Below are 17,062 nucleotides of genomic sequence, written 5' to 3' on the forward strand. Positions count from 1 at the left end.
GCTCGGTCGGCCCCCGGCGCCGGTCGGACTGACACCCGGCCACGCGGCGGATTGGCTCCCGGCCACGCGGCGGATTAGCTCTCGACGACATCGCGGATCCGAGCGAAGACCTCGTCCGGGGTCGCCTCGCCGTCGACCTCGACGAGGACGCCCTCGTCGCGGAAGTGGTCGATCACGGGCTCGGTGTTGTCGTAGAACACGTCGAGCCGCTCGCGGGCGGTCTCCTCGGTGTCGTCCTCGCGCTGGATCAGCTCGCCGCCGCACTCGTCGCAGACGCCCGGCTCCTCGGGCGGCTGGAAGTCGACGTGGTAGTTCGCGCCGCAGTCGTCGCAGACGCGGCGCCCGGTGAGCCGGTCGACGAGCACTTCCTCGTCGACGTCGAGGAGGATGACGGCGTCGAGGTCGGTGATCTCCGAGAGGAACTCCGCCTGATCGAGGTTGCGCGGGTAGCCGTCGAGGACGAACCCGTCGGCGTCGCCGATCGCGGCCTCGACGATCTCGTTGACGACCGGGTCCGGCACCAGCTCGCCCGCCTCCATGAACGAGCGCGGCGTGCCGTACTCCGTCTCCATGTCCTTGTTCGCGCGGAGCGCGTCGCCGGTCGTGACGTGCTCGACGCCGTACGCGTCGGCCAGCTTCGCGCTCTGCGTCCCTTTCCCGGCACCCGGCGCCCCCAGCAGCAGAATTCGGTGACTCATATCGGAGCGGTCGCGGGCCGCCCCTAAAGGCTTGAAGATTCCGGCCAACCCTACTCGTCGGCGTCGGACTCGTCGGGGGTCGCGGACGCGTCTCCCTCCGCGGCCGTCTCCCCGTCGGCGCGCAGCCGCAGCCCCATCTCCAGCTCGAAGCTCTCGGCGTCGGAGGTCTCGAAGCCGATCTTCTTGTACAAGGAGACGGCGGCGCGGTTCCACCGCTCCACCGTGAGCCACACCTTCTCGACGCCGTTCGCCTGCCCGTGGCCGAGCAGTCCGCGGATGAGGTGGGTGCCGATCCCGGCGCGCTGGTACTCCTGATGGACGAAGATCGCCAGCTCGTAGGCGTCGCCGTCGGGGACGAGCGTCGCGTGGCCGGCGGCCGCGTCGTCGCACCAGGCGATCACGTTGTAGCAGTCGTCGGCGAGGATGGCGTCGAGCCACTCGCGGATGCGCTCCTCGCCGCCGGGCGGGATCCCCTGCGCGCGGTCCGCCGGGTCGAAGGCGTCGTACATCTCGACGAGCGACTCCCTGGCCGCCGGGTCGCCCTCGTACGGCCGGACCTCGATCCGGCGGTCCTCGCGGTCGGTGAACGCGGTCGGCGGCGGCGGGAACTCGTCCGCCACCGCGTCCGGGTAGCCTCGATCGCTCATCTGACCAGCGTGACCGATGTCTTGGCGTTCAACAGGACGAACTCCGCGATCGACCCGATCGTGATCTTCCCCATCGGACTCGTGTGTCCGCCGCCCAAGACGATCTCCTCGAACCCCTCCGTCTCGGCGATGTCCACCAGCCGACTCCCGGGGTCGCCCTCGACGCGCCGCACCTCCGCGTCGATCGCCGCCTCCTCGACCGCCGCCTCGGCGCGCTCGACGACCTCGTCGGGGGACACTGAGGAGTCCTCGTTGTCCACCACCGCGATCGTCAGGTCGTCGCTCGCGACCGCCGCGCGCTCGACCGTCCGGTCGAGCGCGCGGAACGAGTCGTCGCTGCCGCCGATCCCGCAGAGCACCTTCATGCCCAACCCCTCCACGCGACGGTACAAAAGTGGATCTCCGAGCGGACCGCCACCGACAAGGCTTTTGTTCGCCCGCGGAGTGTCGCACGTATGAGCGATCCCTCCGGCTCGACGGCCGACTCGGCCGACGGGACCGGCGACGCCGCCACGGACCGGTCACCCTCCGACGACGACGGCGACCCCGATCCGCACGCCGGCGACGAACCGGACGCGGAGACGACCGCCGGGGCGTCGGGGGCGTCCGGAGACGAGGCGGACGCGACCGACGACGTGCCGCGGGATGTCCGCAAGTACGAGCGGTTCAAGAAGATGGACGGCGCGCGCTACGAGCGCGTCAACGAGTTCCTCCGCGACCGGACGTACATCACCGCCCGCGAGTGGGCGATCGCCCGGCTCTGCGCCGACTTCCGGACGGAGACCGGCGTCGAGATGACGAAGATCGGCGAGAACCTCCCGGAGCTCATCCCCTTCATGACCGACACGTACACGCCGCAGGCGGTGAACCAGGCGCGCTACTCTTTCGAGGAGAAGGTGACGAAGGCGGGGGCGACGTTTCTCTACGGCGCGATGTCCGGGTTCTTCACCGCCGAGGACTTAGACGAGATGATGTACGAGGTGACCGAGGTCGCGAAGTTCCTCCTGGAGGTCGAGGGCGTCGACCTCGCCGTCGCCGACGAGTTGGAGGCCGAAGACAGGATCAGCGAGGTGATGCGCGAGGTGCGAGCCTCCTCGGCCGACCTCCGGGGCGAGGAGGTGCGCTGCCCCGAGTGCGGCCACGTCCACGAGCCGGCAGAAGAGTGACCATGGACCACTTTCCGGAAGCGATCAACGCGACGCCCGACCCGACCCTCGTCGTCGACGGCGACGGGGTCGTCCACGCCGGGACGCCGAGCGTTGAGACAGTGTTCGGGCTCGATCCGGACGACCTCTCCGGCCGAGCGATCGGCGACGTCTTCGAGGATCCGACCGAACTGGACTGGGGACGCGTCGCGTCGCCGCCCTCCGTCGCCGACCGAGACGGCGGCGAAGCGGGCGCAGCCGGAGACGCGGAGGGGGTTGCGCCGGGGGGTGCCGAGGGGAGCGCACCCGGAGACGGCGAGGAGAGTGCCCCCCTTAGCGGCGAGGAGGCGAGAGCCGAACGAGACGGGTCTCGACACGACGTGACGGCGCTGATCGAGACGACGCGCGCCGGTGAGGCGCGGTCGATGGCGGACGGGTTCGAACTGGCCGTGCGCCGCGGGGACGGCGTCCTCGTCCCGGTTCGGGTCAGCGTCGGCCCGTTCGAGATCGGTGGCGACCCGTACGCGGTCGTCACGGCGATCGACGTCACGAACGAGCGAACGCGGCGGCTGGCGCTCCAGCGCCGCACGAAGACGCTCGAATCCCTCCACGAGGCGACCAGAGAGCTGCTGAAGACGACCGACAGGGAGACGGCCGCCGAGGCGGCGGTGTCGTACGTCGACGACGTGCTGGGCCACCCGATCGCCGCGATATGGCTGTACGACGAGCGGGAAAACGCGCTCGAACCGATCGTCTGGACGGACACCGCGGACGACGTCGTCGGCGAGCATCCGACGTTCGCGGCCGACGAGCCGAGCATCACCTGGGAGGTCTTCGAGAGCGGCGAGCCGACGTACGTCGCGGACGTCCACGACGACCCCGACCGCCACAGCGACGACGCCACGATCCGGAGCGAGCTCGTCGTCCCGCTCGGGCGGTACGGCGTGTTGAACGTCGGCGCGACGGCCCCGAAGGCCTTCGACGACTCCGACCTCGCGGTGGCGCGCATCTGGGCGGCGACGGTGACGATGGTGCTGGTCCGCATCGAGCGCGAGCGGCAGCTCCGGCGGCGCGAGGCGGAGATCGCGCGCGAGCGCGACCGGTTAGAGGAGTTCGCCAGCCTCGTGTCGCACGACCTCCGAAGTCCGCTCAACGTCGCCACTGGAAACCTCGAGATCGTCACGGAGCGGCTCGCGGAGGAGTCGGTCGACGTGGAGGAGCTGGGCGCGGTCGAGCGCTCGCTCGACCGGATGGACGTGCTCATCGAGGACCTGCTCGCGCTGGCGCGGCAGGGCGCCAGCATCGACGAGACCGAGCCCGTCGCGCTGCCCGACCTCGTCGCGGAGTGCTGGGAGACCGTCGACACCGAGTCGGCGACGATCGCGGTCGAGACGGACGCCGTCGTCGCCGCGGACCGCAGCCGCCTGCGACAGGCCCTCGAGAACCTCATCGCCAACGCGGTCGCCCACGCCGGACCCGACGTGGCGGTCACGGTCGGGGCGCTCGACGACGGCTTCTACCTCGAAGACGACGGCCCCGGCGTCGACCCCGAAGACCGCGGAGAGGTGTTCGAGGCGGGCGTGACGACGGACCACGACGGGACCGGGTTCGGACTGAAGATCGTCGCCGAGGTCGCGGAGGCGCACGGCTGGGCGGTCGAGCTCGCCGAGAGCGAGGCCGGCGGGGCCCGGTTCGAGTTCCGCGGCGTCGACCTCGACCCGGGCGACGGGTAGGCGGGCGGAGGCGCGGGCCGAGCGCGCCCGTCAGTCGTCGGCGGGCGCCGCGCCGGCCGGGTCGAGCCCGTCGCCGTGCCCCGGGACGGTGCCGTCGTCGTTCCAGCCGCGGAGCGCGTAGTACTCGGAGAGCGCCGCGTCGAACCCGTCGATGGCGTCGGCGTACGGGAGCGTGTCGTCGCTCCGGTCGAAGCCGCGGGCGTTGTTGAACGCGCGCTCTAACTCGACGACCCGGGCGCCGAGCGACTGGAGGTCGTCGTAGTCGGCGTCGAGCAGCGCCGCGAGCCGGTCGTCGGTCACGGTTCCCCGCGAGAACTTACAGACCACCGCCGAGTCGAGGACCGCGTTGCGGTTCTCCTTCGCGACGAGCTTCGGCGGCTTCCCGTCGAGGCCCTGCGGGTCGAACGCCTCGTCGGGGTCGACGAGCGGGTACTCGTAGGGGTAAAACTCCCCGTACATGTGGTCCGCGCCGCGGTTCGCGGTCGCGAACGCGAGTCCCTGCCCGTTGAGCGCGCGGCCGTCGTGGCCGGAGAAGGCCATCCCCTTGACCGTCCAGTCGTCCGCGCCGAACTCCTCGTGTGCGCGGTGGACGCCCTCCGCGAGCTTGTCGCCGACGCCCTCGCGATAGGCGATCTGCTCGACGAGCGAGCGGACGAGGTCCGCGTTGCCGAACTCGTCTTCGCTCTCTAAGAACATGGAGACGACGTCGCCACAGGAGATGGTGTCCATCCCGAGCTCGTCGCACAGCTCGTTGGCGCGCATCACGTCGACCACGTCGTCGACGCCCGCGTTCGAGCCGAACGCCATCACCGTCTCGAACTCCGGGCCCTCCGTCTCGACGCCGGTCGCCTCGTCGCGGGTGGGGAGCTTACAGGCGAACGCGCACTGCGAACAGGTCCCCTTCTCGTACTTCTTCTCCTCGACGCGGTCGCCGGAGATGCCCTCGACGCCCTCGAAGGAGGTCTCCGCGAAGTAGTACGACGGGAGGGCATCGACCTCGTTCGCCAGCTCCGTCACGCTCGTCGTCCCCTGCCGTTTCATGATCGAGTCGGAGGTGGCCGCCTCGCGGTGGACCTCGGCCGCCTCGTCGGGCCAGTCGACCTCGATTTCGGCGTCCGCGTCGCCGGCGAACGTGAGCGCCTTCACGCCCTTCGCACCGAGGACGGCGCCCAGCCCGCCGCGGCCGAACGCCCGGGTGTCGGAGGTCATGACCGACGCGAAGCGGACCTCGTTCTCGCCCGCGGGCCCGACGCAGGCGACGTGTTCGGGGCCGAGGTCGTGCGTCTCGGCGAACCGATCGGAGACCGCCGACACCTCGGCCTGCTCCAGGTCGTCGACCGCCTCGAAGGTCACGTCCGGCTCGCCGTCCGGCCCGACCTCGCGGACGTGGACCGCGAGCAGGTCGTCGCTCACGCCCGTGATCTCGACGGCCGCGTACCCCGCGCCGGTGAAGTTCCGCGAGAGGAATCCCCCAGCGTTCGACGAGCAGAGGCCGTTCGTGAGCGGCGAGACGGCCGTGGCGGCCATCCGGCCGGTGTAGGAGGTCGTCGAGTACTGCATCGGACCCGTCGAGAGGAAGAGGCGGTTCTCCGGGCCGAGCGGGTCGGCGTCGAACGGGATCCGGTCGTACGCGAGCGACGTGTTGAGCCCGCGGCCGCCGACGAACGACGCCAGCCGGTCGTCGATCCGGGTCGTCGACGCGGTCCGCTCCGTCAGGTCGATCGTGAGGAGCGGGCCCTGTGCGTGTCTCATGAACGTACGGAGCGAGCGAGCGGCGATAAAACTCGGGGTGCGAGCGGCGCGTCCGTTACCACGGGGCGTCAGCGGTCGAGGACGTGGTGGGTCACGGCGTCGACGCCGGAGGCCGCCGTGTCGAGCGTCGCCACGCGGAACGCGTCGTCCGCGCCGTCGACCGGGATCGGGAGCCCGCCGGGGTTCACCCGGACGGTCCCGCCGCGCGCCTCGGCGCCGTGCGCGTGGGTGTGCCCGTGGAGCACGTAGTCGTAGTCGCCGCAGTCGACGAGCGCGTCGACGACGAGGTCGCTCGTGCCGTGGGTGACCGCGACGTCGACGGCGTCACCCGCTCCGTCTCCGTCGCCGAACGAGAGCGCGGCAGCCTCGCCGTGGTAGGTGCCGAACTCCTCGACGGTTGACTCGACCGCCCACTCGCCGTCGTTGTTCCCGCGGACCGCGTGGAACGCGAAGTCGGCGTTGAACGGGGTCACTGAGAAGGGCGCGACGAAGTCGCCGCAGTGGACGACCGCGTCGACCCCCTCGCGCTCGAACAGCGAGACGGCCGCCTCGACCGCGGCCGAGTCGTCGTGCGTGTCTGAGACGATGCCGATCAGCATACCGGCCGGTCGGCGGCGCGCCACTTCAACCCCCGCCTACTCGCCAGTCAGCGCCTCGCTCGCGGGCGCGAAGTCGATGGTCTGCCCCCGACCCTTCTCGCTCGCGCGCTCGTACAGCATGTGCGCGGCCGCGACCGTCTCGACGCCGGTGCCGCCGGAGTCGAAGACTGTCACCGCGTCGTCGCTCGCCCGGCCGGGGTGGTCGCCCGCGACGACCGCGCCGAGGTCGGCGGCGATCCCCTCGCCCGCCTCGATCAGGCCGGCCTCGACCGCGGCGAGGTACGAGCCGGCGTCCTGCGTCGCGCGCGCCCTCAGGTCGGGGACGTACGTCGCCCGAGCGACGAGCTCGGGCGGGAGCTCGTTCTTCTCCGGGTGGTACTGGCCCATCGCCGTGACGTGAGTCCCCGGCTCCACGTCGGCGTCGGCGATCACGGGGTCGCTGGCGGTCGTCGCGGTGATGACCACGTCGGCCCCCGCCAGCGCGGCGCTCGCGCTCTCGACCGCGGTCACGTCGGCGGCGAGCCGGTCGCCGAAGTCGGCGGCGAACGCCTGGCGGTTCTCGCGGGTCGGCGAGAAGACGCGGACCGCCTCGAACTCGCGGACCGTGGCGGTCGTCGCGACCTGTCCGCGCGCCTGCGCGCCGCTGCCGATCACGGCGAGCTCGGTCGCGTCGTCGCGGGCGAGCGCGTCGACCGCGACCGCGCCCGCGGCGCCGGTCTTGAACGGGTTCATCGACGCGCCGTCGAGCAGCGCGAGCGGTTCGCCCGACTCGGCGTCGAACAGCGGCGTCATGAACCACGCGTCGCCCGCGCCGAACCCCGCCGAGTAGGTGTACCCGCCCATCGCGCCCGTCTCCGGGAGGAGGGCGGCGTAGGTGGTGAGCATGCCCGGCGGCTCGCGGTTGAGGAGCTTCGTCCGCGGCTCGGCGGGCGCTCCCTCGCCCACCTGTCGGTACGCGTCGCGCACGGCGGCGACGTAGTCGGCTGGGTCCGCGAGGTCGTCGACCTCGGAGCTAGTGAGGAACAGGGTCTCCGTCATAGTCGGCCACTCGTGGCGCGGGGACTAAACGGTACAGGACGCGGCGGCCGGAAACGCGACGCCGCGGCGACCGGGAATCACTCCGCGCCTCAGTCGGCGGTGCCCGCCGAGGAACCGCCGCCCGCGGAGCGCTCGCCGGCGTCGCCGTCGAACGGCCGCCGTTCGGGGGCGCCGTCCGCGACTGGATTTCGGACGAACATCGCGTGAGCCATCACCGTGGCCGCGGCGACGGCACCGACCGGGAGCGCCGACGTCAACGACAGTCCGACCAGCGTGAGCGAGGCGGTCACACCGATCAACGCCACCGGGATGAGCCCAAGCACGTAGTCGTAGTATCCAGTCATGCTTCCATTAGATAGTAGTCGAAAGTCCACATTAAATTTTTCCCGCGGTTCGGAAGCAGTTCGTTCGTGAACACGCGGATGTTACTCGTAACTTATGGCTTGGCCCGAGGCTCCGTCGACTCGGGATGGGTAGTCGGCGAGAGGAGGGACCAGTGGGAAGAGAGGTCGGGGAGGAGAACGGCCAGCAAGGAGAGCAACACCACAGTCGGCCGGTCGACCGCGTCAGCGAGAAGCGAGGCACCGCGGTCGGGCGCTCGGCGCGCAGAGAGCGCGGGTGACTATCGGAACCGGAAGTAGAGGGCCCGCCAGCCGCCGAGGGCGACGGATCCCAACACGAGCATGACGGCGGCGAACGTGACTTCTGCCCCGCCGCGGAAGACGAACGCGCGCAGCGCGAGTCCGACGACCGCGGCCGGGATCCACGACCGGATCACGAGCGGGACCGAGGACTTCGCGGTCTCGACCGCGCCGGCGGAGTAGGCGCCCACGAGCGGCGCGACAACGACCCAGCCGATCAGGAAGGGAGCGAACACGCCCGCTAAGTACAGCGGGTTCGCGGTGAGGAACTCGACGGTCTGGTGGTTGAGCGTCCCGACGGTCAGTAACAGGATCAACGCGATCACGTCCCCGACGGCGAACGGTGCGGCGCCGCGGTCGAGGCGGGCGGCGAGAAACGGCGGAGCGTCCATACCGACCCCTGCGAGCCGGCCCCACTTTTACGCACGGATTCGTCCGCGCCGGTGCGGTCTCGCGACAGGGCGATCCCGCATCGGAGCGGTCGGTTACTCGTACAGCGGGTGCGCCTCGCAGAGCTCGACGACGCGCTCGCCGACCTCGTAGATGACGTCGTCGCTGTCGACGTCGTCGACGACGCGGTAGATCAGGTCGCCGACCTCCTCGATCGCGTCGGCGTCGAAGCCGCGGGTGGTGAGCCCGGCGGTGCCCGCGCGGATCCCCGAGGGGTCGAACGCCGACCGCGTCTCGCCGGGGACCGTGTTCCCGTTGAGGACGATGTTCGCGGCCGCGAGCGCGTCCTCCGCGTCCCCGCCGGAGAGGTCGGGGTGGGAGTCGCGCAGGTCGGCCAACACGAGGTGGTTGTCGGTCCCGCCGGAGACTAAAGAGAGCCCGTGCTCCTGAAGCGTCTCGGCGAGCACCTCCGCGTTGTCGACGACCTGCTGGGCGTACTTCTCGAACTCGGGCTCTAAGGCCTCCTTGAACCCGACCGCCTTGCCGGCGACGTTGTGCATCAGCGGGCCGCCCTGCCCGCCGGGGAAGACGGCCGAGTCGATGTCGTCCGCGAACTCCGCGTCGCACATCACGATCCCGCCGCGGCCGGCGCGGATCGTCTTGTGGGTCGAGCCCGTGACGAAGTCGGCGACGCCGACCGGCGAGGGGTGGACGCCCGCCGCGACGAGCCCGGTGATGTGGGCGATGTCCGCGAGGTGGTAGGCGTCGACCGCGTCGGCCGCCGCCTGGATTTTCTCCCACTCGACGGCGCGCGGGTACGCGGAGTAGCCCGAGACGACGATGTCGGGGTCGAACTCCTCGGCGACCTCCCGGAGCCCCTCGTAGTCGATGTACCCCGTCTCGGGGTCGACCTCGTACTGCTCGACCTCGTACAGCTGCCCCGTGAAGTTCGCGGGGTGGCCGTGCGAGAGGTGGCCGCCGTCGTTGAGCTTCAGCGACAGGATCTTGTCCCCCGGTTCGAGGACGGAGTAGTACACCGCCTGGTTCGCCTGCGTGCCGGAGTGCGGCTGGACGTTGACGTGGTCGGCGCCCCAAAGCTCCTTCGCGCGCTCGATGGCCAGCTCCTCGACCTCGTCGGCGTACTCGCAGCCGGCGTAGTAGCGCGACCCGGGGTAGCCCTCGGCGTACTTGTTGGTGAGGACACTCCCCTGCGCCTCCAGCACCGCCTCGCTCACGTGGTTCTCGCTCGCGATCATCGCGAGCGTCTGCTCCTGTCTGTCGCGCTCGCCCGCCAGCGCGTCGGCGACCGCCGGATCGACCTCCCGGACGTGCTCGTGGTCCATGTGCGAACCCGGGCGCGACCGCGCATTAATCCTTCCGTCGCCGGCGCGCGTGCGACCCGCGGCGACCGGACGCGAGGCCGCCTCGCGTCGACTGCGCTTGGGTAACCCCGATCTGCCGAATTTACCCGCCTCAAGCACGCTTATCGGGTTATTCGTTCCATGAACCCCGTTAATATTAAATACGCAACCGGCTTTCATACCGAGAGACAAATGGTATCGAATTTACTGGCGGCCGACGTCGAGGTCGCGCTCGAAGCGGCCTTCGACGGGGACGACGACGAGCTGCTCGTCGTGGACCCCGCCGCAGAGACGATCGTATCGCTGGTCGAGACGGCCGTCGGGTGGGACGACCTCCCGAAGCTGTCGATGCTCGCCGACGAACGCACCCTGAAGGACGTGCTCGACGACTTCGTCGTCGCGTCCCGGGCCGCGGACCTCGTCGCCGACGGCGACCTGGACATCCGAGTGCTGGACGGGGAGGTCGACAACGCCCTGTTCGTCTCGCCCTCTCGGGTCGTCGCCCTGGTCACCGCGGGGGAGGGCGTCGCCGCGCTCTCGACCGACGACGCGGAGTTCGTCGAGGAGGTGTACGAGACCCAGCGCGCCGCCTTCGACGACGCAGAGGCGTACGCGCTCCGCACGCCGGCGATCGCCCGGGTCCGCGAGACGCTGGAGTCCGAGATCGGTGAGGAGGCCCGGTCGGACTTCGACGCCGTCCTCGACGCGACCGAGCGCGACGACGGGGTGGACCTCGACGAGGTGACCGTCTCGCTGCTCGTCGCGGCGAAGAACGACGTGCTCCTCTACGACATCTCGAAGTGGGGCGAGGACGTCGGTATCGCCTCGAAGGCGACGTTCTCCCGGACGAAGACGCGCCTCGAAGATCAGGGGATCATCGACACGGAGAAGGTCCCGATCGACGTCGGCCGACCGCGGCTCCGCCTGAAGCTCGGCGACGACCGGCTCCGGGACATCGACGCCGCAGAGCTGGCCGCCGAGGCCGCCGAGATGCTGGCGGCGACGCCCGCCTGAGCGCGCCCGCGAGCGCTCTCGGACTCCCTCCGCGGACGCGCCGAACGAGCCGCCGCGCGCCGCGGACCCGCGGCTTTTTTTCGCCGCCTCGCGTCGACCGGGTATGGACATCGGACTTGTCGGCGACGGCCCCGCGGTCGAGGCCGCCGAGGCCGCGCTCGGCGACGTCGACGTGAACGCGATGCCGGTCGAGGCCGACCTCCTCGACGGATTCGACGCCGCGGTCGTCGTCGACACCGCCGGGTCGGCGACGTTCGGGGCCGCGGACGACATGCTCGATCGGTGGGTCGCGGTCGAGGTGGGTGGGCTCGGCGGCGTTCCCCTCGCCGACCTCGACGCCGCCGTGACCGTCTTCGACGACGCCTGCTACGACTGCCTGCGCGCCCGGGTCGAGAGCGGCGGGGCGGAGCCCGCCGACGCGCCGACCGGCCGCCGGTCCGCGGTGCGCTACGCCGGCTCGGTGGCCGGACGCCGGACGATCCGGCTCCTGGCGGGCGACCCGGTGGCGGACACCGTCGTCGAGGTGCCGGGCGGCGAGCGGACCCTCCTCCCGGTACCGGGGTGCGGCTGCGGCGACGGCCCCGGGGACGCGCTCCCGCGCGACCACGCCGACCGCGGCCTCGACGAGGCGATCGACCGGGCGGAGCGCGCCGTCGACCGCCGGATCGGCGCGCTGGCGGAGGTCGGCGAGCAAGAGTCGTTCCCCGTGCCGTACTACGTCGCGCGGGTCGCGGACACCACCCCGTTCTCCGACGCCGACGCGGCGGACTTCGGTGGTGGCGCGGCCGCCGACTGGGACGCCGCGTTCATGAAGGCGCTCGGCGAGGGGCTAGAGCGGTACGCGGCGGGCGTCTACCGCGAGGCGTCGTTCACGCGCGCGCCGGCCGCGAACGTTCCGAACCCGGTCACCCCGGACGCGTTCGTCCGCCCCGACGGCGCCGAGGCGTACGACCGCGACGACCGGCTCCCGTGGGTCCGCGGCGAACGACTCGGGACGGGCGAACCGGCGAGCCTCCCGGCGGAGTTCGTTCACTTCCCGCCGCCGGAGCGGCGGTACCGGCCGCCGATCACGACCGGGCTCGGCCTCGGTAGCTCGGGTCCGGACGCCGCGCTCTCCGGGCTGTACGAGGCGATCGAGCGCGACGCGACGATGACGAGCTGGTACTCCACGACGGAGCCGCTCGGGCTCGACGTCGACGACCCGGGCTTCGCCGAACTGGAGAAGCGAGCGCGGGCGGAGTCGCTGTCGGTGACGCCGCTGCTCGCCACGACCGACGTGGACGTGCCCGTCGTCGCGGTCGGGGTCAGCCGCGAGGGCGACTGGCCGCGGTTCGCCGCGGGGTCGGGCGCCGACCTCGACCCGGCCGCGGCGGCGCGGAGCGCGCTCGCCGAGGCGCTCCAGAACTGGACCGAGCTCCGCTCGATGGGACGGGAGGCGGCCGACGAGCAGGGGGCGGCGATCGGCCACCACGCCGACCTGCCCGGGGAGACGGCCGCGTTCTTCGACCCGGACGCGTCCGTCTCGGCCGAGGGGCTCGGGGAGCCGGAGCTGACGGGCGAGGCCGAGCTGTCGGCCGTCGTCGACCGCGTCGAGGCCGTCGGGCTCGACCCGTACGTCGCCCGGGTGACGACCCGCGACCTCGCTGCGGTGGGCTTCGAGGCCGCGCGGGTGCTCGTGCCGGGCGCACAGCCGCTGTTCACCGGCGACCCGTTCTTCGGCGACCGCGCCCGCGAGGTGCCGCGGTCGATGGGGTTCGAGCCCGCGCTCGACCGGCCGTACCACCCGTTCCCGTGACTGCGGCTGGGTCGGAGACGCCGACGGTGCGGTCCGACCCTCCCGGCGCCGACTGCCCGTGCCCGCGGATTTAGGTGGCTCGGGGTCGCGGGGGACCGTATGGACGTCGCACCCGACGCGGACGCGGAGGCGGTCGAGGCGGTCGACGGCGTGTTCCTCACGCAGGGGGCCGTCGGCGACGACGTGAGCATCCAGCGGTTCGAGATCGAACCGGGCGAGACGGTGCCCGAACACGACCACCCGCACGAGCAGGTCGGCGTGATCACGGCCGGGCGGCTGACGTTCGTCGCGGACGGCGAGGAGCGCGTCGTCGGCCCCGACGACACCTACGTGATCCCCGGCGGCGAGCCGCACGCGGCCGAGAACCGGACGGACGAGCCGGTCGTCGGCTTCGACATCTTCTCGCCGCCGCGGGCGGATCCGGACTGGGGGGAGTAGGCGGCCGCGGGAGTCGTCGGAGCGGGGGCGGATCCGAGGAGGTGCCGGGCGGTCCGAGGCGCAGGTCGCCGCGGGGCGGATCCGGGGGGTACCCCGCCGCGGACCGGCCGATATCGCGCGTCTGCGATACCCGCAAGACGTACCGGACCGAAGGTGTGTTAGTGCTCGGGGCCTGATAACAGGTAATGGGAGTCCACGAACAGTACCCGTTCGATGTGGAGGCGCTCCGCGCCGATTTCCCGATCCTCGATCGGCAGGTCGGCGGCGACCCGGAGACGGCCGGCGAGGGCGCGGGCGACGACACCCCGCTGGTCTACCTCGACAACGCAGCGACCTCGCACACGCCCGACCCGGTCGTCGACGCCATCTCCGACTACTACCGGAGCTACAACGCGAACGTCCACCGGGGGATCCACCAGCTGAGCCAGGAGGCCTCCGTCGCGTACGAGGAGGCCCACGACGCGGTCGCCGACTTCATCGGCGCGGCGGGCCGCGAGGAGATCGTCTTCACCAAGAACACGACCGAGGCGATGAACCTCGTCGCGTACGCCTGGGGGTTGGAGGAGCTCGGCCCCGGCGACAACGTCGTCCTCTCCGAGATGGAACACCACGCCTCGCTCGTCACCTGGCAGCAGATCGGCAAGCGGACGGGCGCCGACGTGCGCTTCATCGACGTCACCGACGAGGGGCGGCTCGACATGGACCACGCGGCGGAGCTCGTCGACGACGACACCGAGATGGTGTCGGTCGTCCACGTCTCGAACACGCTCGGCACCGTGAACCCGATCGGGGAGCTGGCCGACCTGGCCCACGATCACGGCGCGTACGTCTTCGCCGACGCCGCGCAGTCGGTGCCGACGCGCCCGGTCGACGTCGACGAGCTCGACGTCGACTTCCTCGCCTTCTCCGGCCACAAGATGTGCGGCCCGACCGGGATCGGCGTCCTCTACGGTCGCGAGGAGATCCTCGACGAGATGAGCCCGTACCTCTACGGCGGGGACATGATCCGGCGCGTCTCCTTCGAGGACTCCACGTGGGAGGACCTGCCGTGGAAGTTCGAGGCCGGAACCCCATCCATCGCTCAGGGGATCGGCCTCGCGGCCGCGATCGAGTACGTCGAAGCGATCGGTATGGACCGGATCGAGGCCCACGAGGACCTGCTGGCCGAGTACGCGTACGACGAACTCGACGAACTCGGCGGCGTCGAGATATACGGCCCGCCCGGGGACGACCGCGGCGGCCTCGTCGCGTTCAACGTCGACGGCGTCCACGCCCACGACCTCTCCAGCATCCTCAACGACTACGGCGTCGCGATCCGAGCCGGGGACCACTGTACGCAGCCGCTCCACGACGAGATGGGCGTCGCCGCCTCCGCGCGCGCCTCCTTCTACTTCTACAACACCGTCGAGGAGGTCGACGCCCTGGTCGACGCGGTCCGGGAGGCTCGCGACCTGTTCGCCTGAGGCCTCTCGGCCGGCGGCGTTCGACGCCGTAACGGGTCCTTCGGCGACGCTCGATCCCGTCAGCGGGTACTCCGGTGTGAGCCGCGCGCCCACGGCGTCGCGCCGCGTGCGGCCCAGAGAGAGAAATCCTCCGTACGTCCGGGAATTTTCACCTAATACTACCGGATAATCGCGTTTGAGGGGCGTGACAACGGTGATCGCGGAATTATTATACCGTTCCCGCGGCTACTGTTGGTAGAAGGATTACAACTGTCGTAGTAAGTTATTCTTCGACGAGTCGTCGCCAGCGCCACAACCCATGACCGACCAGACACCGCCGTCCGAAACACACGCGGACACGACCGCAGCCACCGACCGAGTCGAAACGACCGTCAGCGAGGAGAACCGCGAAGCGCCGATCGCCGTCCTCCAGATCGAGCCCGACGCCCGCTCCGCGGAGCTCTTCGAGACGTTCGCCGAGCGGATCACGGACCGCGTCCACGTCCGGTCCGTGAAGCGCCTCGCCGACGGGGTCGACGCCGTCGAGACCGGCATCGAGGTCGGCGGCGAGCGGGTCGCGGTCGACTGCGTCGTGACCGAACAGCGGCTCCCGGACGGGCACGGCGTCGACCTCACCGAACGGTTGCGCGAGGTCGACCCGGCGCTCCCGGTCGTGTTCCACAGCACGTGTCCGAGCGAGGAGTGCGAGGCGGCGGCGTTCGGCGCCGGCGCGGACGCCTACTTCGAGAAGGGATCCGACCGCGGGCGATACGACGCGATCCTCGACCGGATCCGCGCGCTCGCCGACGCGCAGCGCAGGGAAGAAGGGGGCACGGGAACGGCTGCGACGCCGCGGACCGCCGGTTCGACCGGAGAGACGCTCCGCTCGGAAGAGTGAACACGACGGGCTGGGCGGGAGGAGACGCCGCGCCGGTCGAGCGCCGTTGAGGACGCGTTACCGTTCGAGATCGACGGTGAGGTCGGTCGCGATCCACGCGTCGGTGTTGCCCTGTTCGGCGAAGACGGTCCGCTCCTCCGAGCAGCGGGTCGCGGCGACCGTCGGTCGCTCCTCGGTCGCCGGCTCGGCGTCCGGCTCGATCCGGTCTCCCGTTGTCATTACACCCCGCTCAGGGAGCGGCGGGCATATATATTTCGGTCGGCCTAAACCAGCGGCGGCGATCCGGGCGGGGGATCGGAGGGCCTTACGTCGCGGCGGTCGTGCGCCGATCCGTGACCGACACGCTGTTCACGCCGCTTTCGCTTCGCGACACCGAGTTCCGGAACCGCATCATGCTGTCGCCGATGTGTCAGTACTCCGCCGACGACGGCCTGGCCACCGACTGGCACCGGGTCCACCTCGGCGCCCGCGCCGCCGGGGGCGCCGGGGTCGTGATGACGGAGGCGACCGCGGTCGAGGCCCGCGGACGGATCACGCCGGACTGCCTCGGGATCTGGTCCGACGAGCACGCCGAGGCGATCGAACCGATCGTCGAGTTCGTCCGGTCGCAGGGTGCGGCGCCGGGGATCCAACTGGCACACGCCGGTCGGAAGGCCTCACACCGGCCGCCGGCCGAGGGGGGCGACCCTATTCCGGGGGACGAGGCGGACGGGTGGGAGACCGTCTCCGCGACCGGCGAGCCCTACCCCCACGCGGAGGTCGGCGAGGACGGACTCGCCGACACCCGCCGGCTGGACGAGGCGGGGATCGACGAGGTGATCGACGCGTTCGCGGCCGCCGCGGAACGCTCGCGCGACGCCGGGTTCGAGGTCGCGGAGGTCCACGCGGCCCACGGCTACCTCCTCCACCAGTTCCTCTCGCCCGTCACCAACGACCGCGACGACGAGTACGGTGGAAGCTTCGAGGACCGCACGCGACTCCTGCGCGAGGTCGTCGCGGCCGTCCGCGACGTCTGGCCGGACGGGAAACCGTCTTCGTCCGCATCTCCGCGACCGACTGGCTCCCCGACCGCGAGTCGTGGGACGTGGACGACTCGGTGCGGCTGGCCCCCCTCCTCGCCGACGCCGGCGCCGACCTGATAGACGTCTCCGGCGGCGGCATCCACCCGGACCAGGAGCTCCCGAGCGCGGGGCCGGGATACCAGGTGCCGTACGCCGAGGCGATCCGCGAGGGGACCGACGTGCCCGTCGCCGCGGTCGGCGGGATCACGGAGCCGACCCACGCCGACGCCCTCGTGCGGAACGAGCGGGCCGACCTCGTGGCGTTGGGCCGCGAGCTGCTCCGCCATCCGCACTGGCCGCTAGAGGCCGCCCACGAACTCGGCGCGGACGTCGAGTGGCCGGTCCAGTACCGCCGCGGCCGGTTCGACTAAGCCGGCCGCGCGACCGGCCGCGGGCGGCGGTGGCGTGAG

General features: G+C 71.4%; 18 protein-coding genes and 1 pseudogene. 9 read left to right on the forward strand and 10 right to left on the reverse strand.

Going from position 1 to position 17,062, the window contains the following annotated elements; genetic code table 11:
- Window positions 1–74: 74 nt before the first annotated feature.
- Genes EO776_RS12390 through EO776_RS12400 form a run of 3 tightly spaced genes read right to left on the reverse strand, consistent with a single transcriptional unit; the run spans window position 75 to window position 1,710 of the window.
- Window positions 75–698 carry an adenylate kinase gene (locus EO776_RS12390; RefSeq protein ID WP_094521009.1) on the reverse strand — a complete coding sequence of 208 codons (624 nt, stop codon included), beginning with the start codon at window positions 696–698 and terminating at the stop codon, window positions 75–77.
- A 50-nt stretch (window positions 699–748) separates the two neighbouring features.
- Window positions 749–1,345: a GNAT family N-acetyltransferase gene (locus EO776_RS12395; protein ID WP_049930463.1), complete on the reverse strand. Its 597-nt coding sequence runs from the start codon at window positions 1,343–1,345 to the stop codon at window positions 749–751.
- Complete coding sequence (locus EO776_RS12400) at window positions 1,342–1,710, reverse strand: universal stress protein (protein WP_049930461.1); 369 nt, start codon at window positions 1,708–1,710, stop codon at window positions 1,342–1,344. The genes EO776_RS12395 and EO776_RS12400 overlap by 4 nt, the downstream gene beginning before the upstream one ends.
- Before the next feature lie 90 nt (window positions 1,711–1,800).
- Between EO776_RS12400 and EO776_RS12405 the strand changes: the two genes are divergently transcribed.
- Together EO776_RS12405 and EO776_RS12410 are read left to right on the forward strand one after the other, a co-directional pair.
- A complete protein-coding gene (locus EO776_RS12405; protein WP_049930460.1) occupies window positions 1,801–2,511 on the forward strand; it encodes a DUF5806 family protein in 711 nt (236 codons plus the stop codon).
- The gene (locus tag EO776_RS12410) at window positions 2,508–4,223 is read left to right on the forward strand and encodes an ATP-binding protein (protein ID WP_094521010.1); all 1,716 of its coding nucleotides are present in this window, start codon (window positions 2,508–2,510) and stop codon (window positions 4,221–4,223) included. The genes EO776_RS12405 and EO776_RS12410 overlap by 4 nt, the downstream gene beginning before the upstream one ends.
- A 30-nt stretch (window positions 4,224–4,253) precedes the next feature.
- Here EO776_RS12410 and EO776_RS12415 read toward each other — a convergent pair whose 3' ends face one another.
- The 4 genes from EO776_RS12415 to EO776_RS12430 form a co-directional block, all read right to left on the reverse strand.
- Window positions 4,254–5,975 carry an aldehyde ferredoxin oxidoreductase family protein gene (locus EO776_RS12415; protein ID WP_094521011.1) on the reverse strand — a complete coding sequence of 574 codons (1,722 nt, stop codon included), beginning with the start codon at window positions 5,973–5,975 and terminating at the stop codon, window positions 4,254–4,256.
- A 68-nt stretch (window positions 5,976–6,043) separates the two neighbouring features.
- Complete coding sequence (locus EO776_RS12420) at window positions 6,044–6,574, reverse strand: metallophosphoesterase (protein WP_094521012.1); 531 nt, start codon at window positions 6,572–6,574, stop codon at window positions 6,044–6,046.
- 36 nt (window positions 6,575–6,610) lie between these two features.
- The gene (locus tag EO776_RS12425; protein WP_049930452.1) at window positions 6,611–7,612 is read right to left on the reverse strand and encodes an ornithine cyclodeaminase family protein; all 1,002 of its coding nucleotides are present in this window, start codon (window positions 7,610–7,612) and stop codon (window positions 6,611–6,613) included.
- Between the two features lie 89 nt (window positions 7,613–7,701).
- Window positions 7,702–7,956: a hypothetical protein gene (locus EO776_RS12430; protein WP_049930451.1), complete on the reverse strand. Its 255-nt coding sequence runs from the start codon at window positions 7,954–7,956 to the stop codon at window positions 7,702–7,704.
- A 152-nt stretch (window positions 7,957–8,108) separates the two neighbouring features.
- On the opposite strand from EO776_RS12430, the gene EO776_RS19640 reads away from it, so the two are divergent.
- Window positions 8,109–8,234, forward strand: a complete 126-nt coding sequence (locus tag EO776_RS19640) for a hypothetical protein (protein ID WP_255510312.1) — start codon at window positions 8,109–8,111, stop codon at window positions 8,232–8,234.
- On the opposite strand, the gene EO776_RS12435 is transcribed toward EO776_RS19640, so the two are convergent.
- Together EO776_RS12435 and glyA are read right to left on the reverse strand one after the other, a co-directional pair.
- Entirely contained in the window at window positions 8,235–8,645 is a 411-nt protein-coding gene (locus EO776_RS12435; protein ID WP_049930450.1) for a DUF3054 domain-containing protein, read from the reverse strand.
- Between the two features lie 93 nt (window positions 8,646–8,738).
- Window positions 8,739–9,986, reverse strand: coding sequence for a serine hydroxymethyltransferase (gene glyA / locus EO776_RS12440; protein ID WP_094494516.1), 1,248 nt, complete (start codon window positions 9,984–9,986; stop codon window positions 8,739–8,741).
- A gap of 210 nt (window positions 9,987–10,196) precedes the next feature.
- Between glyA and tbsP the strand changes: the two genes are divergently transcribed.
- The 5 genes from tbsP to EO776_RS12465 all read left to right on the forward strand — a co-directional run bounded on the left by tbsP (window position 10,197) and on the right by EO776_RS12465 (window position 15,591).
- Window positions 10,197–11,018 carry a transcriptional regulator TbsP gene (tbsP, locus tag EO776_RS12445; RefSeq protein ID WP_094521013.1) on the forward strand — a complete coding sequence of 274 codons (822 nt, stop codon included), beginning with the start codon at window positions 10,197–10,199 and terminating at the stop codon, window positions 11,016–11,018.
- Between the two features lie 103 nt (window positions 11,019–11,121).
- Window positions 11,122–12,813 (forward strand): YcaO-like family protein, encoded by a 1,692-nt coding sequence (locus EO776_RS12450; protein ID WP_094521014.1) that lies wholly within the window; start codon window positions 11,122–11,124, stop codon window positions 12,811–12,813.
- A 99-nt stretch (window positions 12,814–12,912) separates the two neighbouring features.
- On the forward strand, window positions 12,913–13,251 hold the full coding sequence (locus EO776_RS12455) for a cupin domain-containing protein (RefSeq protein WP_049930444.1): 339 nt from the start codon (window positions 12,913–12,915) through the stop codon (window positions 13,249–13,251).
- Between the two features lie 185 nt (window positions 13,252–13,436).
- On the forward strand, window positions 13,437–14,714 hold the full coding sequence (locus tag EO776_RS12460; RefSeq protein ID WP_049930443.1) for an aminotransferase class V-fold PLP-dependent enzyme: 1,278 nt from the start codon (window positions 13,437–13,439) through the stop codon (window positions 14,712–14,714).
- A gap of 298 nt (window positions 14,715–15,012) precedes the next feature.
- Window positions 15,013–15,591 carry a response regulator gene (locus tag EO776_RS12465; RefSeq protein ID WP_094494517.1) on the forward strand — a complete coding sequence of 193 codons (579 nt, stop codon included), beginning with the start codon at window positions 15,013–15,015 and terminating at the stop codon, window positions 15,589–15,591.
- Between the two features lie 57 nt (window positions 15,592–15,648).
- Here EO776_RS12465 and EO776_RS19030 read toward each other — a convergent pair whose 3' ends face one another.
- On the reverse strand, window positions 15,649–15,810 hold the full coding sequence (locus EO776_RS19030; protein ID WP_167373079.1) for a DUF7331 family protein: 162 nt from the start codon (window positions 15,808–15,810) through the stop codon (window positions 15,649–15,651).
- Between the two features lie 113 nt (window positions 15,811–15,923).
- Here EO776_RS19030 and EO776_RS12470 point away from each other — a divergent pair.
- Window positions 15,924–17,023, forward strand: a pseudogene (locus EO776_RS12470) (NADH:flavin oxidoreductase/NADH oxidase).
- Window positions 17,024–17,062 lie beyond the last annotated feature (39 nt).

Origin of the sequence: Halorubrum ezzemoulense (assembly GCF_004126515.1) — an archaeon.
In the GTDB taxonomy this organism is placed as follows: Archaea; Halobacteriota; Halobacteria; order Halobacteriales; family Haloferacaceae; genus Halorubrum; species Halorubrum ezzemoulense.